Below are 17424 nucleotides of genomic sequence, written 5' to 3' on the forward strand. Positions count from 1 at the left end.
CGCAGCCCCACCACCGTCCCTGGATGCCACAAAGGAGTGCGCGATGGGAACGTACGAGGATGTCTTCCACGCCAGCACCGAGGACCCGGAGAGCTTCTGGCTGAACGCGGCAGAGGGCATCGACTGGGATGTCACTCCGCAACGCGCCCTGGACGCCTCAGGCGCACCCTTCTACCGCTGGTTTCCCGACGGGCGGCTCAACGTCTGTTTCAACGCGCTCGACCGGCACGTCGAAGCCGGCCGCGGCGAACAGCCCGCGCTCATCTACGACTCCCCCGTGACCGGCACCCACCGCACCTACACCTACGCACAGCTGAGGGACGAGGTGGCGGCCTTCGCCGGAGGCCTCGCGCAGCTCGGCGTGGGGCACGGCGACCGGGTGGTGATCTATATGCCGATGGTCCCCGAGGCCGTGGTCGCGATGCTGGCCTGCGCACGTATCGGCGCGGTCCACTCGGTCGTCTTCGGCGGGTTCGCCCCGCGCGAACTCGCCCTCCGCATCGACGACGCGGCCCCCAAGGTGGTCGTCTCGGCCTCCTGCGGCATCGAGGGCAAGCGTGTCATCGCGTACAAGCCCCTGCTCGACCGGGCGATCGAGCTCGCGGTCCACAAGCCGGAGAAGAGTGTGATCCTGCAACGCCCGCAGGAGTCAGCCGAGTTGGGGCCCGACGATCTCGACTGGGGCGACCTGGTCGCCGCCGCGCCGCCGGCCGACTGCGTTCCGCTCGCCGCCACCGATCCCCTGTACATCCTCTACACGTCCGGAACGACCGGAAAACCCAAGGGAGTCGTGCGTGACTGCGGCGGCTACGCGGTGGCCCTGCACTGGTCAATGGGAGCCGTCTACGACGTGGGCCCGGGCGAGACGATGTTCACCGGCTCCGACGTCGGCTGGGTCGTCGGGCACTCGTACATCGTCTACGCGCCCCTGCTGGCCGGCGCCACGACGGTCCTGTACGAAGGCAAGCCGGTCGGCACGCCGGACGCGGGCCAGTTCTGGCGCGTCGCCGCCGAGTACCGGGTCAAGACCATGTTCACGGCACCCACCGCCTTCCGGGCGATCAGGAAGGAGGACCCGACGGGGGCGCTCACCGCCGGCTACGACCTCTCCCACCTGCGCTATCTCTTCCTGGCCGGTGAACGCCTCGATCCCGAGACGTATCACTGGGCGAGCGCTCTCCTGGGCATCCCGGTGATCGACCACTGGTGGCAGACCGAGACCGGCTGGCCCATCGTCGCCAACCCCGTGGGCATCGAGGCCGCTCCCCTCAAGCCCGGCTCCCCGACCCGCCCGCTGCCGGGCTGGGACGTCCGCGTCCTCGACGCCTCGGGCGAGCCGGTGCCCGCGGGCGTGGACGGTGCGATCGTCGTGCGGCTCCCCCTGCCGCCCGGCGCACTGCCCACTCTCTGGAAGGACGACGACCGCTACGTCGCCTCCTACCTCTCCGCCTACGACGGCTACTACCTCACCGGCGACAGCGGCCACATCGACGAGGACGGCTATGTCTTCGTCATGGGCCGCACCGACGACGTCATCAACGTCGCCGGGCACCGGCTGTCCACCGGCAGCATGGAAGAGGCCCTGGCCGCCCACCCCGACGTCGCCGAATGCGCCGTCATCGGCGTGGCCGACGCCCTGAAGGGACATGTCCCGCGCGGCTTCGTCGTCCTGAAAGCCGGCATCGACCGCGAACCGGGCGAGATCGAGGCCGAACTCGTCCAGCTCGTACGCGAGCGCATCGGCGCCGTCGCCTCCCTCAAGGACGTCACGGTCGTGGCCGCTCTGCCCAAGACCCGCTCGGGAAAGATCCTGCGCAAGACGATGCGCGGCATCGCCGACGGCCACGACGAGCCCATCCCCTCCACGGTGGACGACCCCGGCGTCATCGAGGCCCTTCGCCCTGTTCTCCGCCGCGCGGGTCACACCCCGTGAACAGCGGACAGACGGTCTGTGCCGACGGTGGGCGAGCCGCGTCCACCGGACTCCGCGGGACACGGCCCGTCGACCAGGGTGCGGGTACATTTTGACTATGGGAACCGACGCCCATGCCTTCCTCAGCGATCTCGCTCGGGGCCTCGCACCCCGAGCGGATCAATTGGCCGACGTGGTGCTGCAACACCTGCTCCACGAGCTCCCCGAGGTGTGGAAGTACGAGGACATCGCCGCCGTGGCGCCAGTGGCGTTGTCCGAACACATCGCCGCCGTTCTGGACTTCCTCGAGCGCGGCCTTGATATGACCGAGGTCAGGACGCCACCCGCCGCCATCGAGTTCGCTTGCCGACTCGCCGAGCACGGGGTGCCGATCAGCCAGCTCCTTCGCGTCTACCGGCTCGTCCACGCGGATCTGCTGCATCAGCTCTACACGGAAACAGCCCGGGTCGCCGGGTCCCCGGATCTGATCAACACGACGACGGTCACCCTGAGCGCGATGGCCTTCGAATACGTCGATCGCACGGCGGAACAGGCTGTCGCGGCATACCAGAGGGAACGCGACCGCTGGCTGCAGCGGCGGCTGATCGTGATCAACGAGGCCGGGACACGCATCGGGACCACCTTGGACACCACCCGCACCGCGCAGGAACTGGCGGACGTCGGTGCCGACCACCTCGCAGACCTCGTCACCGTCGACCTCCTTTCCTCCGCCCTCCAGGAGGAGGGCGCGTACGCGGTGGCCGGTCCCGCGACGCTCCGCCGAATCGCCCAGGCGGTCTCGGACGGCTGTCCGGACCCGGCAGTCACCACAGGGCAGACGCACACCTACCCGGAAGGCTCGGAGCCGGCTCGCGTACTGGCCACCGGACAGCCCCTCCGGCTCCGCATCACCGCCGGCGACGTCCCCACATCGCTGGCGATGTCGGCGGACCACGAGCTCGCCCTGCGTGCCCTGGGCCTGCGCTCCATGCTCCTGGTCCCGCTGTGGGCCCGCGGAAGCCCGCTGGGACTCGCACAGTTCGTCCGCCGTCAAACGGCAGACCCCTTCGACGACGACGAACTGCTTCTGGCCCAGGAGATCGCGTCCAGAGCAGCGGTGAACATCGACAACGCCCGTCGCTACACCCAGGAACGCTCGACCGCGCTCACCCTCCAACGCAGCCTCCTGCCGCAGCACGTGTCGCAGGAGTCCGCCGTCGAGACGGCATCGCGCTACCTGCCCAGCGGATCGCGAGCGGGCGTGGGAGGCGACTGGTTCGACGTGATACCGCTCTCCGGAGCCCGCGTCGCACTCGTCGTGGGCGACGTGATCGGTCACGGACTCCATGCCGCGGCCACCATGGGCCGGCTGCGGACGGCCGTCCGCACCCTGGCGGACATCGACCTGACGCCCGACGAACTGCTGACACACCTTGACGACGTGGTCATCCGCCTGCAGCGCGAGAAGGAACAGGGCACGGACGAGATCAGCGCCACCTGCCTGTACGCGGTCTACGACCCTGTCTTCCGCACGTGCTCCCTGGCCAGCGCCGGACACATCCCACCGGCCGTGGTGACTCCCCCGGCCGCTGACGACGACGCCGCCGCATCCGCCGCGGTCGACTTCCCGGAGCTGCCGATCGGCCCGCCCCTGGGCCTGGGCGGTCTTCCCTTCGAAACCACTCAGTTCGAACTGCCACCGGGCAGTCGGCTGATTCTGTACACAGACGGCCTCGTCCAGAGCCGCACTCGTGACATCGAAACCGCCCTCGCATTGCTGCGCGACGTTCTCGCCCGGGCAACGGCGTCGCTCGAGGAGACCTGCGACGAAGTGCTGTCCGCACTGCTGCCCAGCCGCCCCGCGGATGACGTCGCCCTCCTTGTGGCACGCACCAGCGCTCTTGACGCCGATCACGTCGTCACATGGGACCTCCCCAGCGACCCGGCAGTCGTCTCCAAGGCCCGCGTCCAGGCATCCGATCAGCTGGCCGCCTGGGGTCTGGAAGCAATGGCCTTCACCACCGAGCTCGTGGTCAGCGAACTGGTGACGAACGCCATCCGCTACGGCAAGAGCCCCATCCACCTGCGGATGATCCTCCAATCCGCTCTGACGTGCGAGGTTTCCGACGCCAGCAGCACTGCCCCGCACCTGCGCCGTGCCCGGGTCTTCGACGAGGGCGGCCGCGGCCTGCTACTCGTCGCCCAGCTCACCGAGAACTGGGGCACCCGGCACAACCGCGAAGGCAAGGTCATCTGGGCGGACCAGCTTATTCCGGCCTCCCTTGCCGAAGTCCCGTCCTCTCCGGCGTGAGGTTCCGCGCGAGGTACGGGGGATGCCGACGGCGACGGCCGATGAACCGACTCACCCCGGGGATCCCACTTGTGACTACCCACGCCGCAACATAGTATTATGAATGTAATTCTACAGATCGCGCCGACGCCAGCTCGGCCGGCAGGGCCATGACGGGTGCGTCATCGGGCTCAGAGGCAGGAAAGCCCGGCGCCCGCCCCGCCCCTTGGCGATCCACCACCCATCACCTGAGGAATCACCCATGTCGAACGCCCTGTGGAACCCGACCCTCGCCGGGGAGATCCCCCTGCCGCACCGGCTGGCCATGGCCCCCCTGACCCGCAGCCGGGCCACCCCGGACGGCGTCCCGACCGAGCTGAACGCCGAGTACTACGCCCAGCGCGCCTCGCACGCCCTCATCATCACCGAGGGCACCCAGCCCAACGCCGACGGACAGGGCTACACGCTCACCCCCGGCATCTACACCGAGGAACACATCGCCGGCTGGCGCAAGGTCACCGACGCCGTACACAAGGCCGACGGACGCATCATCATCCAGCTCATGCACGCCGGACGGATGTCCCACCCCGACAACACCCCCCACCACCGGCAGCCGGTCGCCCCCTCCCCGGTCCAGCCGGCGGGCACCATGTTCACCGCGTCCGGCCTCCAGGAAATGCCGGAGCCCCGCGAACTGTCCACCGAAGAAGTCACCGCCACGGTCGACGACTTCCGCCGCGCCGCCGCAGCCGCCATCGCGGCCGGCGCCGACGGCGTCGAGATCCACGGGGCCAACGGCTACCTGGTCAACCAGTTCCTCTTCCCCAGCGCCAACCAGCGCACCGACCAGTACGGGGGCTCCCTCGACAACCGCATCCGTTTCGCGGTGGAGGTCGCCACCGCCGTGGCCGACGAGATCGGCGCCAGCCGCACCGGCATCCGGATCTCCCCCGGCAACCCCTTCCAGATCAACGACCTCGCGGAGAGCGACCCCCACGAGCTCTACCCGCACCTCCTGCTCGCCCTCGCCCCGCTCAACCTCGCCTACCTGCACATCGGCCACGGCGGCGACGAGGAGCTCCTCGCCACCCTCCGCAAGCTGTGGCCGACCACACTGATCCTCAACCGGGGCGGCGCCGACATCCCCACCCGGGTCAAGGACGTCGAAGACGGCCTGGCCGACGTCATCACCGTCGGCACCATGGCCCTGGCCAACCCCGACCTCGTCGAGCGCGTACGCTCCGGCGCACCCCTGAACACCCCTGACCCCGCCACCTTCTACGGCGGCGGCGCGGCCGGCTACACCGACTACCCCACCCACGCCGCCTGAGGGAGGGCCCGGCGCCCGAGGGAATCACCGACTTCGGGCGCCGCAGCCGTTCCCCATCGGTTGGCGCTGAGGGTCACCCTTGGGAGGGAGGCACCGGGAAGATCAGGCAGCTACTGGTGGCATGGGCGAGCAAACGGTCGGTCCCGTCGACCAACTGCGCCTGGGCGAGGGCGATTTGACGGCCTCGGCTGACGACCGTTCCGATGGCTCGCACCCTGCCTGTGTCCGCAGTGATCCGCCGCAGGAACTTCACCGTCAGGTCGAGTGAGGTGTACGCCATGCCCTGCGGGATGGTGGACTGGACGGCGCAACCCGCCGCCGAGTCGAGCAGGGTGGCGAAGACGCCGCCGTGCACGCTGCCGATCGGGTTGTAGTGCTCCTCCCCCGGCACCAGGGAGAAGACCGCCCTGCCGGGCTCCACCTCGTCCAGGGTGAAGTCGAAGGCGTAGCTGATGGGCGGCCCCGGCAGTCGCCCCGCCTGTATCTCGCGCAGGAAGTCGATGCCGGCCATGCGTCCGGCGGCTTCCGCCAGGATCGCGGGATCTTCCCATTGATACGTACGCGTTCGTCCCACGACTGAGTGCCTCCCGATCTGACTTTTACAGGCGAAGCTAGCTTCCAGCCACCTGACTGTCAATGACGAAGCCAGGCTCTAGGATGGTGGGATGGAATGGCTTGAGGCGAGCACGGAGAACTGCCCCGTCCAGCGCACGCTCGACGTGGTCGGAGAGAAGTGGACGCTGCTGATCCTGCGCGACGCCGTCAACGGGGTCCGCCGCTTCGACGACTTCCACCGCCACATCGGCCTGTCGGAAGCCGTCCTCAGCGACCGCCTACGGAAGCTGATCTCGGCCGGCGTCCTGAAGACCGCCCCCTACCAGGAGCCGGGCAGCCGCTCCCGCAACGAGTACCGCCTGACCCGCAAGGGCTGGGACCTGTGGCCCGTCCTGATGGCACTGACCCAGTGGGGCGAGACGTACACCCTCGGCCCCGAGGGCCCCGTGCTGGACATTCGCCACGCCGACTGCGACGCGCCGGTCCGCGTCGTCGTCGAGTGCTCCGCGGAGCACGTCACCCTCACCCCCGGGGAAGTCACCGCCCGGCTGGGACCCGGCGCCCGACTTCTGTCATAGCATTACGTGCGTCAGGCTATGGATTGGACTTGGGTACGAGGCAACGGCCTTACGGAGCCAATGGAGGAAGCTCGTGGTGCGCTACGCCAAGGAGCACAAGCAGGTGACGCGGCAACGGATCATCGAGAAGGCCGGCCACCGGTTCAAGCAGGACGGCATCGACGGCTCGGGCATCTCCACGCTGATGTCGGATGCCGGGCTCACCAACGGAGCCTTCTACGCCCACTTCGAGTCCAAGGACGACCTCGTCGCCCATGTCGTGGCCGACGACCTGCGCGCAGGTCACGAGGTGGCACCCTGCGTCCCGGCCGCCCGGGACTTGAGGACGTCATTCGCGAATACCTGTCCCCTGAGCACCGGGACCACCCCGGCCTCGGATGCCCCTCGGCCGCCCTGCTCGACGAGATCGGCGTTGCGGGGACGGGTCCAAGCAGGCCTACACCGACAGCACGCGGGACATCGTGGAGGAGATCGCCGCCCGCCTGGCACCTGCGGATCCGCAGTCCGCTCGCGGCACGGCCATCGGGCTCTTCACCATGTTGGTGGGGACGTTGCAACTGTCCCGCGCCCTCTCCGACCGGAAGTTCGCCGATGAGGTCCTTGAACAGGGAATCGAGAACGCCCTCACTTTCATGAGGTGAGGGGAGAAGCCTACGGCCGCCCCACGACGGAATCGCCGGAAGGCGGGGGGCACGAGGGCCGAACGGCCGACTTGCGCGGGAGGCACACAACCGCCCACGCCGCGAGGCCCGTTCTTGCGTCGAGCACGCCTTCGCCCCACTGAAGGACTGGACGATTCGCCGACACTGCCGCCTGTGAGTGACCGAGGCGTCCACCACCCCAGGCTCGGCTTCACCGTCTCGCCGTACCTTGCAATCGCCGGATGACCGGGAAGCAGGCAGGTCAGCGACTTCGAACGGGTGCCTCGCACTGCACGCCCACTACCGTTCGATGAACTCGAGAGCCGTCTCCACGAACTGCCGGTGGAACTGGAAGATGCCACCGTGGCCGGCGTCGGGGTAGATCACCAACTCACCGTTCGGCAGGCGCCGGGCCAGGTCGGCCGAGTTCTTCGACGGAACCATTCTGTCGCTGTCACCGTTTGCGACGAGCACGGGCTGGTGGACGACGGAGAGATCGTGGGGCTTCTCCAGGCCCCAGCGGTGAATGGCCTTGAGCTGATTGCTGTACGCAATGGGGGACATCACCTTGTCCCGGTCGGCGGTGCGCTCCTTCAGGCGGCCCAGGAACTCCTTGCCGGCCCGACGCCCATTGGCGGTGCGGGTGAAGAAGAGGAACTGCTTCGGGTCCTGGAAGGTGAGCAGGGCTCGGACGGTGTCGAGGTGGGACAACACCGTCACGTTCTTGATGCCCTCGCCACCCGCAGGACCGGTACCGCTGAGGATCAGCTTGCGGACGAGCTGCGGGTCGGTCTGCACGATCACCTGGGCGATCATGCCGCCCATTGAGAAGCCGTGGATGTCGACGCGCTCCAGTCCGAGCGCCCGAATGAAGGTGACGGCATCCTTCGCCATCTCCTGGATGGTGCGCGGCGTCGAACCGCTGGAAGTGCCGACGCCCCTGTTGTCGAACGTGATGACCCGGTGCCTGGCGGCAATGCCGTCGACGACCCGGGGGTCCCAGTTGTCGAGGACCCCGTAGAGATGATTGAGAAAGACCACCGGGACTCCGGACCGGGGACCGAGCTCGCGGTAGGCGAAGGTCACTCCCCCGGCGGTGACGGTGCGGGTCGGCGCGTTCTTGTACGACGTCACCACGTCGCCTCGTACTTCCTGTGAGTCATTCACGGTCGTGCCCTTCGGTGTGGGGATTTCTGCGAGCCGCGCGGGCCACCCCTCCTTCATGGAGGGGGCGCAGAGCAGCTACCTGCGTCTCCCGGCTGCGGTTGCAGTCAGCGGAGTCGACGGTCAAAGGCCATGGGAGTCGGAACCCTGAGCGGCCGAGCCCCTCAGCATCGCGTCGATGATTAAAGTATGACCGTACTTCTATGCGGGCGCAAGGCGGTGCGGCGAACGAGATGACATCATCGCCGGAATCGCGAATCAACCCCGTCAATGGTCTCGACCAATCCCTGCCGTGGCGGGGATCAACGGGGCGTTTGAACTGGTCACCGGCGCCGATGGCCGAACGGGTTGCCTGACGTTCCGCCAAGCGGGCGGGACTCAGCTGCGCCGTGCGTACGCATCGACGACGCGCACGGCCGGCGCGTCCGCAAGTTCTGCGGCGTCAGCCGGCCAGCTTGTTGAACTTGCGGATCTGCTTGTCGAAAGCCCGGGCGGGAACGACGCGGCGCAGCACACTGAGGCGTCCGGCCAGCGGGGACGGAGTTCTTCACATCGTCGCGCATGCGGCACCCGGCCACGCCGGGCTCGAACAGATCGTGCGGTGGTACCTGTCCACCCAGCACCGCGACAGCCCCGTCGACGGCTGCCCCTCCGCCGCCCTGCTCGACGAAATCGGGCACTGCACGGACCCGACCAAGCAGGCGTACACCGACGGCGTACTGACAGTCATCGACGGCATCGCATCCCGCCTGGCACCCGACGACCCGCTCTCGGTCCGCACCAGGACGCTCAGCACCTACGCCATGATGGCCGGGACGCTGCAGCTCTCCCGAGCCCTCGCCGACGCACGGCTCGCCGATGAGCTCCTCCAGCAGGGCATCCGCAACGCTCTCGCACTGCTGGGCGTCGAGCATGGGCACGCCAGGATCTCGAACTGACGTACGTCCGCGACGGATGCAGCACCCCTGAAAGGAATGGACCTACTTGCCATCCACCGACCGAGCCCGTCGTTCCGCGCCCAGCTGAAGGCCATCAAACGATGGGGCCGCCAGGCACCGTCGAACCTGTCGGACATTCGCCAACCGGTCCTCGTGGCAAACGGTGAGAACGACCGGATGGTGCCCAGCCAGAACACACTCGACCTGGCCGCACGCCTGCCCCAGAGCGAGCTCGTCCCCCTCTACCCGGATGCCGGACACGGGGGAATCTTCCAGTACCACGATGAATTCGTGACAAGGGCGCTTGGATTCCTCGAGTCCTGAACCTGAGCAGCTGTCGTTGGAGCGGGTCCTCACGCCGCCGAGCCGACGGCCTCGCCCTGCGCCGCCTGGGCCTGCCCGGCTCCGGGGCCGGGCCCCTACCTGGCGCGCCGGCTGCCCGAAGTCTCGCCTTAGGACGAGGACTGGGGCGCGGGCGCAGCGAGCTGCCAGCGCACGCGCGGCGGGTGGACGGACGCGCACAGCGGAGTCCCGTCCGCACCGGTCAATGACACCTCCGCCTCAACGGTGGCACCAGTCGTCGCGGCCTGCAGCAGATCGGTCTCGGGGATGTCGGTGAGATGCAGCTTGGCGCGGCGGAACATGGTGAAGGCGCCGTCGCGGGAGACTTCGCCCCACGTCAGATACAGGAATCGCACGCCCTTCCGGCCGTGGACCGCCGGCCCGGCGAAGTCCGGCGGCTCGCCCTCCGCCCGGCACAGGCGTATCAGTGCTGTGAACACCGCCCGCTCAGCGTCGCCGGGCACCGGACAGACGGGGTCCTTGCCGACCTGGAGCGCCACGTGGACGCCCCGGTACCCGGCGCACTCGATGCCGGGCAGGTGATGCCCGATCACACGAACGGTGAACGTCTCCACGGTCTTCATGGCCATCTCCTTCAGAGTGCGCGACACGAGGGGCATTACTGACATCGTCGCCGACGGCACTGACAGCGTGAGGCAAGGGACAAGGCACCGACGGTGGCGGGGGTGCACATGACGTCTGCCATGAATCAGGCCACGGACGCTCATGTGCCCGGCCGGACAGGCTGAAGTCCACCCCCGCCGCCTCGGATCACTTCACCGGCCTGCCCGCCGCCCCCGCCTTCGGCCCGCTCCTGCGCTTCGTCGCCGGCACCGGCTTCGCCGCCTGACGCCACACGCCACCCCCATGAAGTGGCAGGTACTGGACAAAGACTTGCCCAAGCCGCGGGGTGGTCTTCCTCGCCCGTGGTCGGGTCTCCTGCGACGGCTGTATCAAATGCCCGTTTGGGAGGATCCGGTGTCAGCACCAACCCGTAGAAGACGATGGTTCACGATCTGCGCCATCACCGCATCTGCCGCCCTCGTCGCGATACCCGCAGGCGCCGCGTCCGGCCGGAACAACAGCCCCTTCGGGGTCCGTACGCTCGCCCAACTCGCTGACCAGCGCGCACAGTCGGTGGGTGGGATCACCGCCAGGGCGACGACGGAGGACGGTGGAGGTGACGGTGGCGACGACGGCAATGAGGCCGACGAGATAGCCGAGGGCGCCGACCAGTACGCAGAGGCGCGCACCTCGCCGGGCATCGTGGCGCCGGGCGCGTACGGCGCCGCCTGGAGCAGCCTGAACAGTCTGCCGAGCACCGGCGGCAGTTGGCGCAACGTCACCGATCTGCCGTACAACTCGGACGACTCGCGCTACCGCGACTACGACTCCAACTCCAGTGGCGGTTCCGGCTACGTCACTGGCCGCCTGGCGGCGATGGCCGCCGACAACAAGGGGTACGTCTACGCGGGCAGCGCCGGCGGCGGGGTGTGGCGGTCCCGGACCGGCGGCGGGCACTGGAAGCCGATCAGCGACAAGCTCTCCTCACAGTCCACCGGCGCACTGGCTCTCGACGGCGTGGGCCGGCTGTGGCTGGGCACCGGCGAGGCGAGCACCAACGCGGACGCCTACCTCGGCAGCGGGGTGTACGTCCTGACCGATCCGCGCCACGGCACCTTCTCCTCCCGCAGCCGGGTCGGCGGTGACGAGCTGGAGAGCACCACGATCCACGAGTTGCGCTTCGGCGGCGGCAAGGTGTGGGCGGCGACCAGTGAGGGCGTGTGGAGCCACTCCACGAAGAAGCTCAGCGGTGCCTGGAAGCTGGAGTTCGCACCCAACCCGGACTATCTGCCAGGCGGTTCGCTGGCGAGCGACGCCTCGGCCGCGTACAAGAACATCGCCAACGACATCGCGATCGACCCGAAGGACCCCTCGAAGGTGGTTCTGGCGGTCGGCTGGCGCAGCGGTGACGACTACAACGGCTTCTACACCAAGGTGAACGGCACCTGGACGCGGATCACCAGCGGCCTGGGCGATCTGCCGGCCGACGCGGACAACGTCGGCAACGTGACCTTCGCCCGCTCCGCCGACGGCTCGCGCTACTACGCGATCGACCAGTCGCCGGAGCAGCTGAACACCAACCCGGACAGCGGTCTGGAGGGCATCTACGTCTCCAAGTCCGGTTCCCCCACCGGCCCGTGGACGCAGATCGCCGACTACCAGGGCCTGGCCGCCGACGGATCGGCGCTGACCTCCAGCGGCTACATGCCCGGCGTGCAGGCCTGGTACAACCAGTTCCTGACCGTCGACCCGGCCGACGCCGAGCATGTGTACGCGGGCCTGGAGGAGGTCTACGAGACCAAGGACGGCGGCAGCAGCTGGTCGACCGTGGGCCCGTACTGGAACTTCGGCTTCTCCTGCTGGAGCATCGACCCCACCAAGCAGACCGGTGACTGCAACGCGACCACCCACTCCGACCAGCACGGCGTCGCCATCGGCAGCTACCACGGCAAGGCTTACGTCTACGTGGGCAACGACGGCGGTGCCTACAAGCGTCCGGTCAACGGCTCACAGGACTCCGAGGGGCACGCCACCGACTGGACCTCGCTCAACGACGGCACGATCGACACCCTCCAGTACTACTCGGTGGGCGTCGGCAAGGATCTCGACTACGGCGGCGTCTCCGTCACCGGCGGCCTCCAGGACAACGGCCAGTCCGAGCTGCGCAGCAACGACAAGATCATGGGCTCCAACTTCGGCGGCGACGGCGGCGACACCCTCACCGACCCGGCCAACGGCTGCGACATCGCCGAGGAGTACGTCTACCTCGCGGTCCAGGTGACCCAGAACTGCGCCGTCAACGACGGCTCCTGGATCGACGGCACCGGGCCGATCACCTCGTACGGTGTCGCCCCGCCCGACAACGAGACCGGCGAGGCCCGCTTCATCGCCCCGCTCGCGGCGGACATGAAGAGCAGCTCGACCTGGATCGCCGGCGGCCGTCACGTGTGGGTGCAGACCCACGGCTACGCCATCCGCAGCGGCGACGAGTGGACCAGCGCGTACGACCTCGGCGAAGGCCATACCGCGACCGCCGTCGCCTCCTCCGGCGGCAAGGTCTACGCGGCCTGGTGCGGCCCCTGCAACAACCAGGGCTTCACCCGAGGCATCTCCGTCGGCAACGCGGACGGCACCGGCTGGCACGACATCACCCTCCCGACCACCGGCGCGGCCGGCACCGTCCCCAACCGCTACCTCAGCGGCTTCGCCATCGACCCCCAGAACGCCGACCACGTCTACCTCACCGTCAACGGCTTCTCCCGGCAGTGGACCGAGGGCCCCGGAGCCGGCGTCGGCCATGTCTTCGAGTCCCAGGACGGCGGCACCACCTGGACCGACATCTCGGCCGACCTGCCCGACGTGCCGGCCGACTCCGCGGTCGTCACGGCGAGCGGCGGCCTCGCCGTCGCCACCGACCTCGGCGTCGTCTACCGCGCGCCGGGCCATGGCAAGTGGCAGCGCCTCGGCTCACTCCCGGCGGTCGCCGTGCTCCAGCTGAAGCTCAGCCCGAACCGTAAGACCCTGTACGCGGCCACTCACGGCCGCGGCATCTACACCATCAAGGTGGGGTGACCGCGGCTGACTCGCAGCCGAAGCTGAAGGAGGGGTGGCCCCGGCTCCGGGGTCACCCCTCCCTTCGCATACGGCGTCACACCGACCCGGAGCCCGGCACCCTGCTGGGCGTCTTCGGCGACGCGCTACAGCTGAGTACCCGGGCCCGGGCGGTGCTGCTGCTGGCCGCCGGTGCCCTGATGCAGCCGCGCTGTCCGGACCTGGGCTGCTCGGTCCGGCCGGACCGTGGGACGGTCCGGCTCGTGGCTCAGTTGGTGATGCGCACCGAGTCGCACCCTAGGAACGTGTAGGTCTTCCCGTCGGGCGCGGCGTACTTGCCTTTCAGGCACGCCTCGGTCGAACTCGGCGTCAGTCCCGAGGCGCTGGGCTTGAAGTGCAGGACCAGGTCGGTGTCGGCGTCCCGGGTGCGTTCGTCCAGTTCGTAGGAGCGCTCCGGGTGGCCCCTCCCGTGAATTTCCGTGGCTCCGGTGGGCGTTGCAACGTTGAACAGCCGCTCCTTCAGGCCCCACAGCGTCTTGGAGACATCAATCGAGGTTGCCTCGAAATCCAGGGGCAGCCCGTACTCGCCGGCGACGGTCGTGAGTGCGGCCAGCGTCGCGTCGGTGTTGAGGTTGATCGAGTTCGGGAAGCCGTGTGGCCGGACGTTGATGGCGATAGGCACCACGCAGTCGATCGTGAAGGAGACCTTCCTGGAGTTGTTGGTGAGGTCCGGATCGGTGTCCTCGGCGTTCTTCAGGTTCAGCGAGGACGCCAGCGTGATCGTCTTCTGCCCCGGGCTCGTACAGGCGAGTGCCGCGTCAAAGCTGATCGTCCGTCGATGGCCGACGGTGAGCGCGGGCAGGGTGGCCGAGGACTCGGCCGGCGTCACGGTGACTCCTTGGTCGGCGGATGCGTCGGTGACGAGGACGGTGTCGATCGGGCTCGACGGTCCGTCGTTCTCGGCGACGACGCTGAGCGAGGCCGTGCTCGGCCGGCCGATGAGAACCTCCAGGGGACCTTTCACCGTGGCATCAGTGATCTCGACATCGGCGACGGCGATCGCCTGTGTCGTTTCGGTCGACTGGTTGTTTCCCGTGGCCGGATCGGGGCCCAGCAGATTCTGGACCTGCACCTGATTGGTGAGCTGTTCGGGTCCGCCATTGTTGTACACCAGGTCGGCGGGCACGCCCACGGTGATGGTGAAGGTCCGGCTGCCCCCGGCCGGAATACCGCCCAGGTGGCAGGTCGTTACTCCGGTCGCCTCGGCGCAGTCCGCGGTGCTGCTCTTGAACGCCACCCCGGCGGGCAGCGTGTCCACGACCCGCACGGAGTTGGCGGGGTTGAGGCCCTGGTTCCGGACCGTGATCGTGTAGCCGAGATCTGTTCCCGCCGCGACCGGATCCGGGCTGTCGGACTGACTCACCGCGAGGTCGGTGGTGTTGATCTCGCGGTACATCGACTCGAGGTCCTCGAGCGTCGGCACGGGTTCGGGCTCCGAGCGGATCGCCCCGTTGGACGAGTCGCCGAAGCTGTGGAACGAGAGCGAGACATAACTCCAGTCGTCGGCTCCGTTCAACTCGTCGAGATCGTCATTGGTACAGCTCTTCGGCCGCCCGTCCCTGCCTGAGGTGTCGATATTGGCCTCGACCTCGTTCTCGTACGGCTGGCCGGGCAGTCCGTCGACGTCGCCGTTCCAGTTGGGCTGGGTGTTGAGCGACGACTGCACCCTGCCGCCATTGGCGTTGACGTAGACTGACATGTTTCCGCGGTCTGTCACATCCAGGATCGCGTTCTCGTCCAGCTCCTCCTCGTCGAGTTGTCCGAGCGGGGCCTGCCCGCGGGACGAGCCGTCGAGGAATCCGCGCGGCGGTGAGTAGTCGAGGATCCTGCTTCCACCGTTGCGCGGGATACCGGATTGGAAGTTGTAGTTCATGACGCTCACGTAGTTCGGCTTGCAGTTCTGCTCCTCGCCGCCGCCGTGGTGCAGATTCAGCGTGTGACCGAACTCGTGCATGATCGTCCCGCCGTCATGGTTGAACTCGACGAAGTCATTCCCTCCGATTTCCCCCATGCCTCCGGTCGGGTTGCACGTGCCGGGCAGGTTGTCGCTGAATCCATAGCGGAAGACAAAACGGCGGTTGGGGTTGAGTCCGCCGGGCCCGTTCTTCGTAAGGTAGAAACCGGCGTCGAGCCCGCATCCCGCCGGATTGGCGAGAGACGTCCCACCGCCCCGGGACCCGTACGCGAATTCCGGGTCGCCCACCAGGCAGTCGGGATCATCGGCGTCGCTGAGGAGGTCGAGGTCGTCGTCCATGCCGTTCTGACAGTCGCCGGGCTGCGGGTCCTCGACGCTCCCATCGAGGTATCGGCAGTCGGGGTCGGCATCGTCCCGTGTTCGGTCACCGCCGTTGTCCACGCCGTCCGCGCAGGTGGCGCTCCCCTGCCCCTCTCGGGCGTTCACGTCCACGAGACGACCGGTGTCGACGTGCAGCGTGATGCCGGGCCGTCGGTCCGGGTTGGGTGGAGCGCTCACGCCGAACGTGTCCTCGTTATCGCCGTCACCGGCGGCCTCCCTGGTGCCTGCCTTCGACCCGGCGCTGATCGGCGCCGCCGCGAAAGCGGCTCGCATCGCCTCGATTCCGGCGCGGGTCGGCGTCGCACCGACGCCACCCGCGCAGTTGGAAGGCGCGCACACGTAGTCGAGTTCGAGAAACAGGTCCTTGTGGTCGGGTCGTGCGCCCATCGCGGGGAGGTCGACGTCGACGATCCCGTCGCCGTTGTCGTCGTAGCCGGACGACTCCCAGCTGTCCAGAAGTCCGTCACCGTCCGCGTCGCCGCCGATGTCGAAGCAGAGGCGGGCGGCCGGCTCGTCGTTGTCGCCGCCATTGCCGGACGAGCAGTTCTGGGGCCAGTTCACCATGTCTTCCCGGCCCGTGTGGTCCACCCACTTTCCGGTCGTCCGGTCGACTCGGAAGTCGAGGGTGTTGTCGTCGGCACGAGGGCTGATGTCCGCGAGGTCGTCGCCCGAACTGCCGTCGTGATCCCACAGCTGGATGGAGACCGGCACGTTCACCACATCGGCCGGAATCTGGGTACCGATGGTCCAGAACGGATCGATGCTGTCGTCGTCGTCGATCCGCGGCGAGGACGGTTCGTCGGCGTCGCTGCCCACCGGCTGCTTGACACCATTGATCCACACCTTGACGTAGAAGTCGGGTGTGCTTTCCAGCAGCGCTTCGAGCCCCTCCGCATCGCAGGGAGCGATACAGCTGGCGTGTCTGATGGTGATCGAGAACGGGACGGTGTCGGCCGCCGCCGCCCGCGAACCGGGGCCCATAGCCAAAGCCGTTACGCTGAGCAGTATCGCCGACAGGACGCTCAGGACTCTCTTCCGGTTGAGGATGGTTCGCATGGCTCGGCCCCTTGTCGGTCGCTCATGATGGGCAAGGTGACCAGGCCGAAGGCAATGCGCAGAATCGGACACCGGACCTGATCCCAGCATGTGAGCACCTGGGTCGGCGTGCGCGGCGGGCTACGCCGTACGGATGTGGGCAGGGGCTCGGACGGGCGGCCCGCTGCGGCGGCTCAGTCGATTCCCGGGACCGTGGCCGCCGCGCTGAAGCCCGGGGCGCCGTTCGTTTTCGAGTACGTCAACGGTCCGCACTGGGCGAACCGCCAGGTGAAACGACAGATCGGCCGGACGCCGCTGCCGGACGGAACGGTCAGCCGGTACAGGAACGCGCTGTGGTGGGGCTGGAACCAGACCACCGCGGCACAGGGCGGCGTCCCCGGGGCCTGGTCAAGATGGCCTGGGCGGTGCAACAGGCTGCCTCGCGTCGCAACCTCACCCCGAGCACGGCGAAATGCGATGACACTCGGCGGCGTCGTACAGCCCCGCCTGACTGTCGGCCCGCAGTCGCTTGCGGTTGGCCTGGACCGCGGCTTGCTCAGCCCAGGAAGCTCAGCCGGACCTGACGGTTGGGGTTGTCCACATTGGTGTCCGCCAACCTCCGTTGAGGCAACTCCGACGATAGCGGAACTCGATGCCCCGCCAGCCCT

Annotated in this window: 11 protein-coding genes and 2 pseudogenes; 9 read left to right on the plus strand and 4 right to left on the minus strand. The window is 68.3% G+C overall.

Features of this window, described 5'->3' with window-relative positions; genetic code table 11:
* Positions 1–43: 43 nt before the first annotated feature.
* From OG607_RS03775 to OG607_RS03785, 3 genes are all read left to right on the plus strand, one after another.
* Entirely contained in the window at positions 44–1933 is a 1890-nt protein-coding gene (locus OG607_RS03775) for a propionyl-CoA synthetase (protein ID WP_405718701.1), read from the plus strand.
* A gap of 97 nt (positions 1934–2030) precedes the next feature.
* Positions 2031–4223, plus strand: a complete 2193-nt coding sequence (locus OG607_RS03780; RefSeq protein WP_405718704.1) for a SpoIIE family protein phosphatase — start codon at positions 2031–2033, stop codon at positions 4221–4223.
* 241 nt (positions 4224–4464) lie between these two features.
* On the plus strand, positions 4465–5532 hold the full coding sequence (locus tag OG607_RS03785) for an alkene reductase (protein WP_405718707.1): 1068 nt from the start codon (positions 4465–4467) through the stop codon (positions 5530–5532).
* Between the two features lie 73 nt (positions 5533–5605).
* Here OG607_RS03785 and OG607_RS03790 read toward each other — a convergent pair whose 3' ends face one another.
* Positions 5606–6106, minus strand: coding sequence for a PaaI family thioesterase (locus OG607_RS03790; protein WP_405718710.1), 501 nt, complete (start codon positions 6104–6106; stop codon positions 5606–5608).
* Positions 6107–6197: 91 nt separating this feature from the next.
* Here OG607_RS03790 and OG607_RS03795 point away from each other — a divergent pair, with 91 nt between their 5' ends.
* Together OG607_RS03795 and OG607_RS03800 are read left to right on the plus strand one after the other, a co-directional pair.
* Positions 6198–6665: a winged helix-turn-helix transcriptional regulator gene (locus OG607_RS03795; protein ID WP_405718713.1), complete on the plus strand. Its 468-nt coding sequence runs from the start codon at positions 6198–6200 to the stop codon at positions 6663–6665.
* 73 nt (positions 6666–6738) lie between these two features.
* Positions 6739–7306, plus strand: a pseudogene (locus OG607_RS03800) (TetR/AcrR family transcriptional regulator).
* Between the two features lie 300 nt (positions 7307–7606).
* Here the strand turns inward: OG607_RS03800 and OG607_RS03805 are convergent.
* Complete coding sequence (locus tag OG607_RS03805; protein ID WP_405718716.1) at positions 7607–8473, minus strand: alpha/beta fold hydrolase; 867 nt, start codon at positions 8471–8473, stop codon at positions 7607–7609.
* Positions 8474–9021: 548 nt separating this feature from the next.
* On the opposite strand from OG607_RS03805, the pseudogene OG607_RS03810 reads away from it, so the two are divergent.
* A pseudogene (locus OG607_RS03810) lies at positions 9022–9408 on the plus strand (TetR/AcrR family transcriptional regulator); the annotation flags it as partial.
* A gap of 36 nt (positions 9409–9444) precedes the next feature.
* A complete protein-coding gene (locus OG607_RS03815) occupies positions 9445–9732 on the plus strand; it encodes an alpha/beta fold hydrolase (RefSeq protein WP_405718718.1) in 288 nt (95 codons plus the stop codon).
* Between the two features lie 128 nt (positions 9733–9860).
* Here OG607_RS03815 and OG607_RS03820 read toward each other — a convergent pair whose 3' ends face one another.
* Positions 9861–10334 (minus strand): DUF5990 family protein, encoded by a 474-nt coding sequence (locus OG607_RS03820; RefSeq protein WP_405718720.1) that lies wholly within the window; start codon positions 10332–10334, stop codon positions 9861–9863.
* 394 nt (positions 10335–10728) lie between these two features.
* Here OG607_RS03820 and OG607_RS03825 point away from each other — a divergent pair, with 394 nt between their 5' ends.
* Together OG607_RS03825 and OG607_RS03830 are read left to right on the plus strand one after the other, a co-directional pair.
* Positions 10729–13386, plus strand: coding sequence for a glycosyl hydrolase (locus OG607_RS03825; RefSeq protein ID WP_405718722.1), 2658 nt, complete (start codon positions 10729–10731; stop codon positions 13384–13386).
* Positions 13383–13676, plus strand: coding sequence for a hypothetical protein (locus tag OG607_RS03830; protein ID WP_405718724.1), 294 nt, complete (start codon positions 13383–13385; stop codon positions 13674–13676). The genes OG607_RS03825 and OG607_RS03830 overlap by 4 nt, the downstream gene beginning before the upstream one ends.
* On the opposite strand, the gene OG607_RS03835 is transcribed toward OG607_RS03830, so the two are convergent.
* A complete protein-coding gene (locus tag OG607_RS03835; protein WP_405718726.1) occupies positions 13634–16777 on the minus strand; it encodes a hypothetical protein in 3144 nt (1047 codons plus the stop codon). The genes OG607_RS03830 and OG607_RS03835 overlap by 43 nt on opposite strands.
* Positions 16778–17424 lie beyond the last annotated feature (647 nt).

The sequence above is a fragment of the Streptomyces sp. NBC_01537 genome (genome assembly GCF_045040445.1).
Classification (GTDB): Bacteria; Actinomycetota; Actinomycetes; order Streptomycetales; family Streptomycetaceae; genus Actinacidiphila.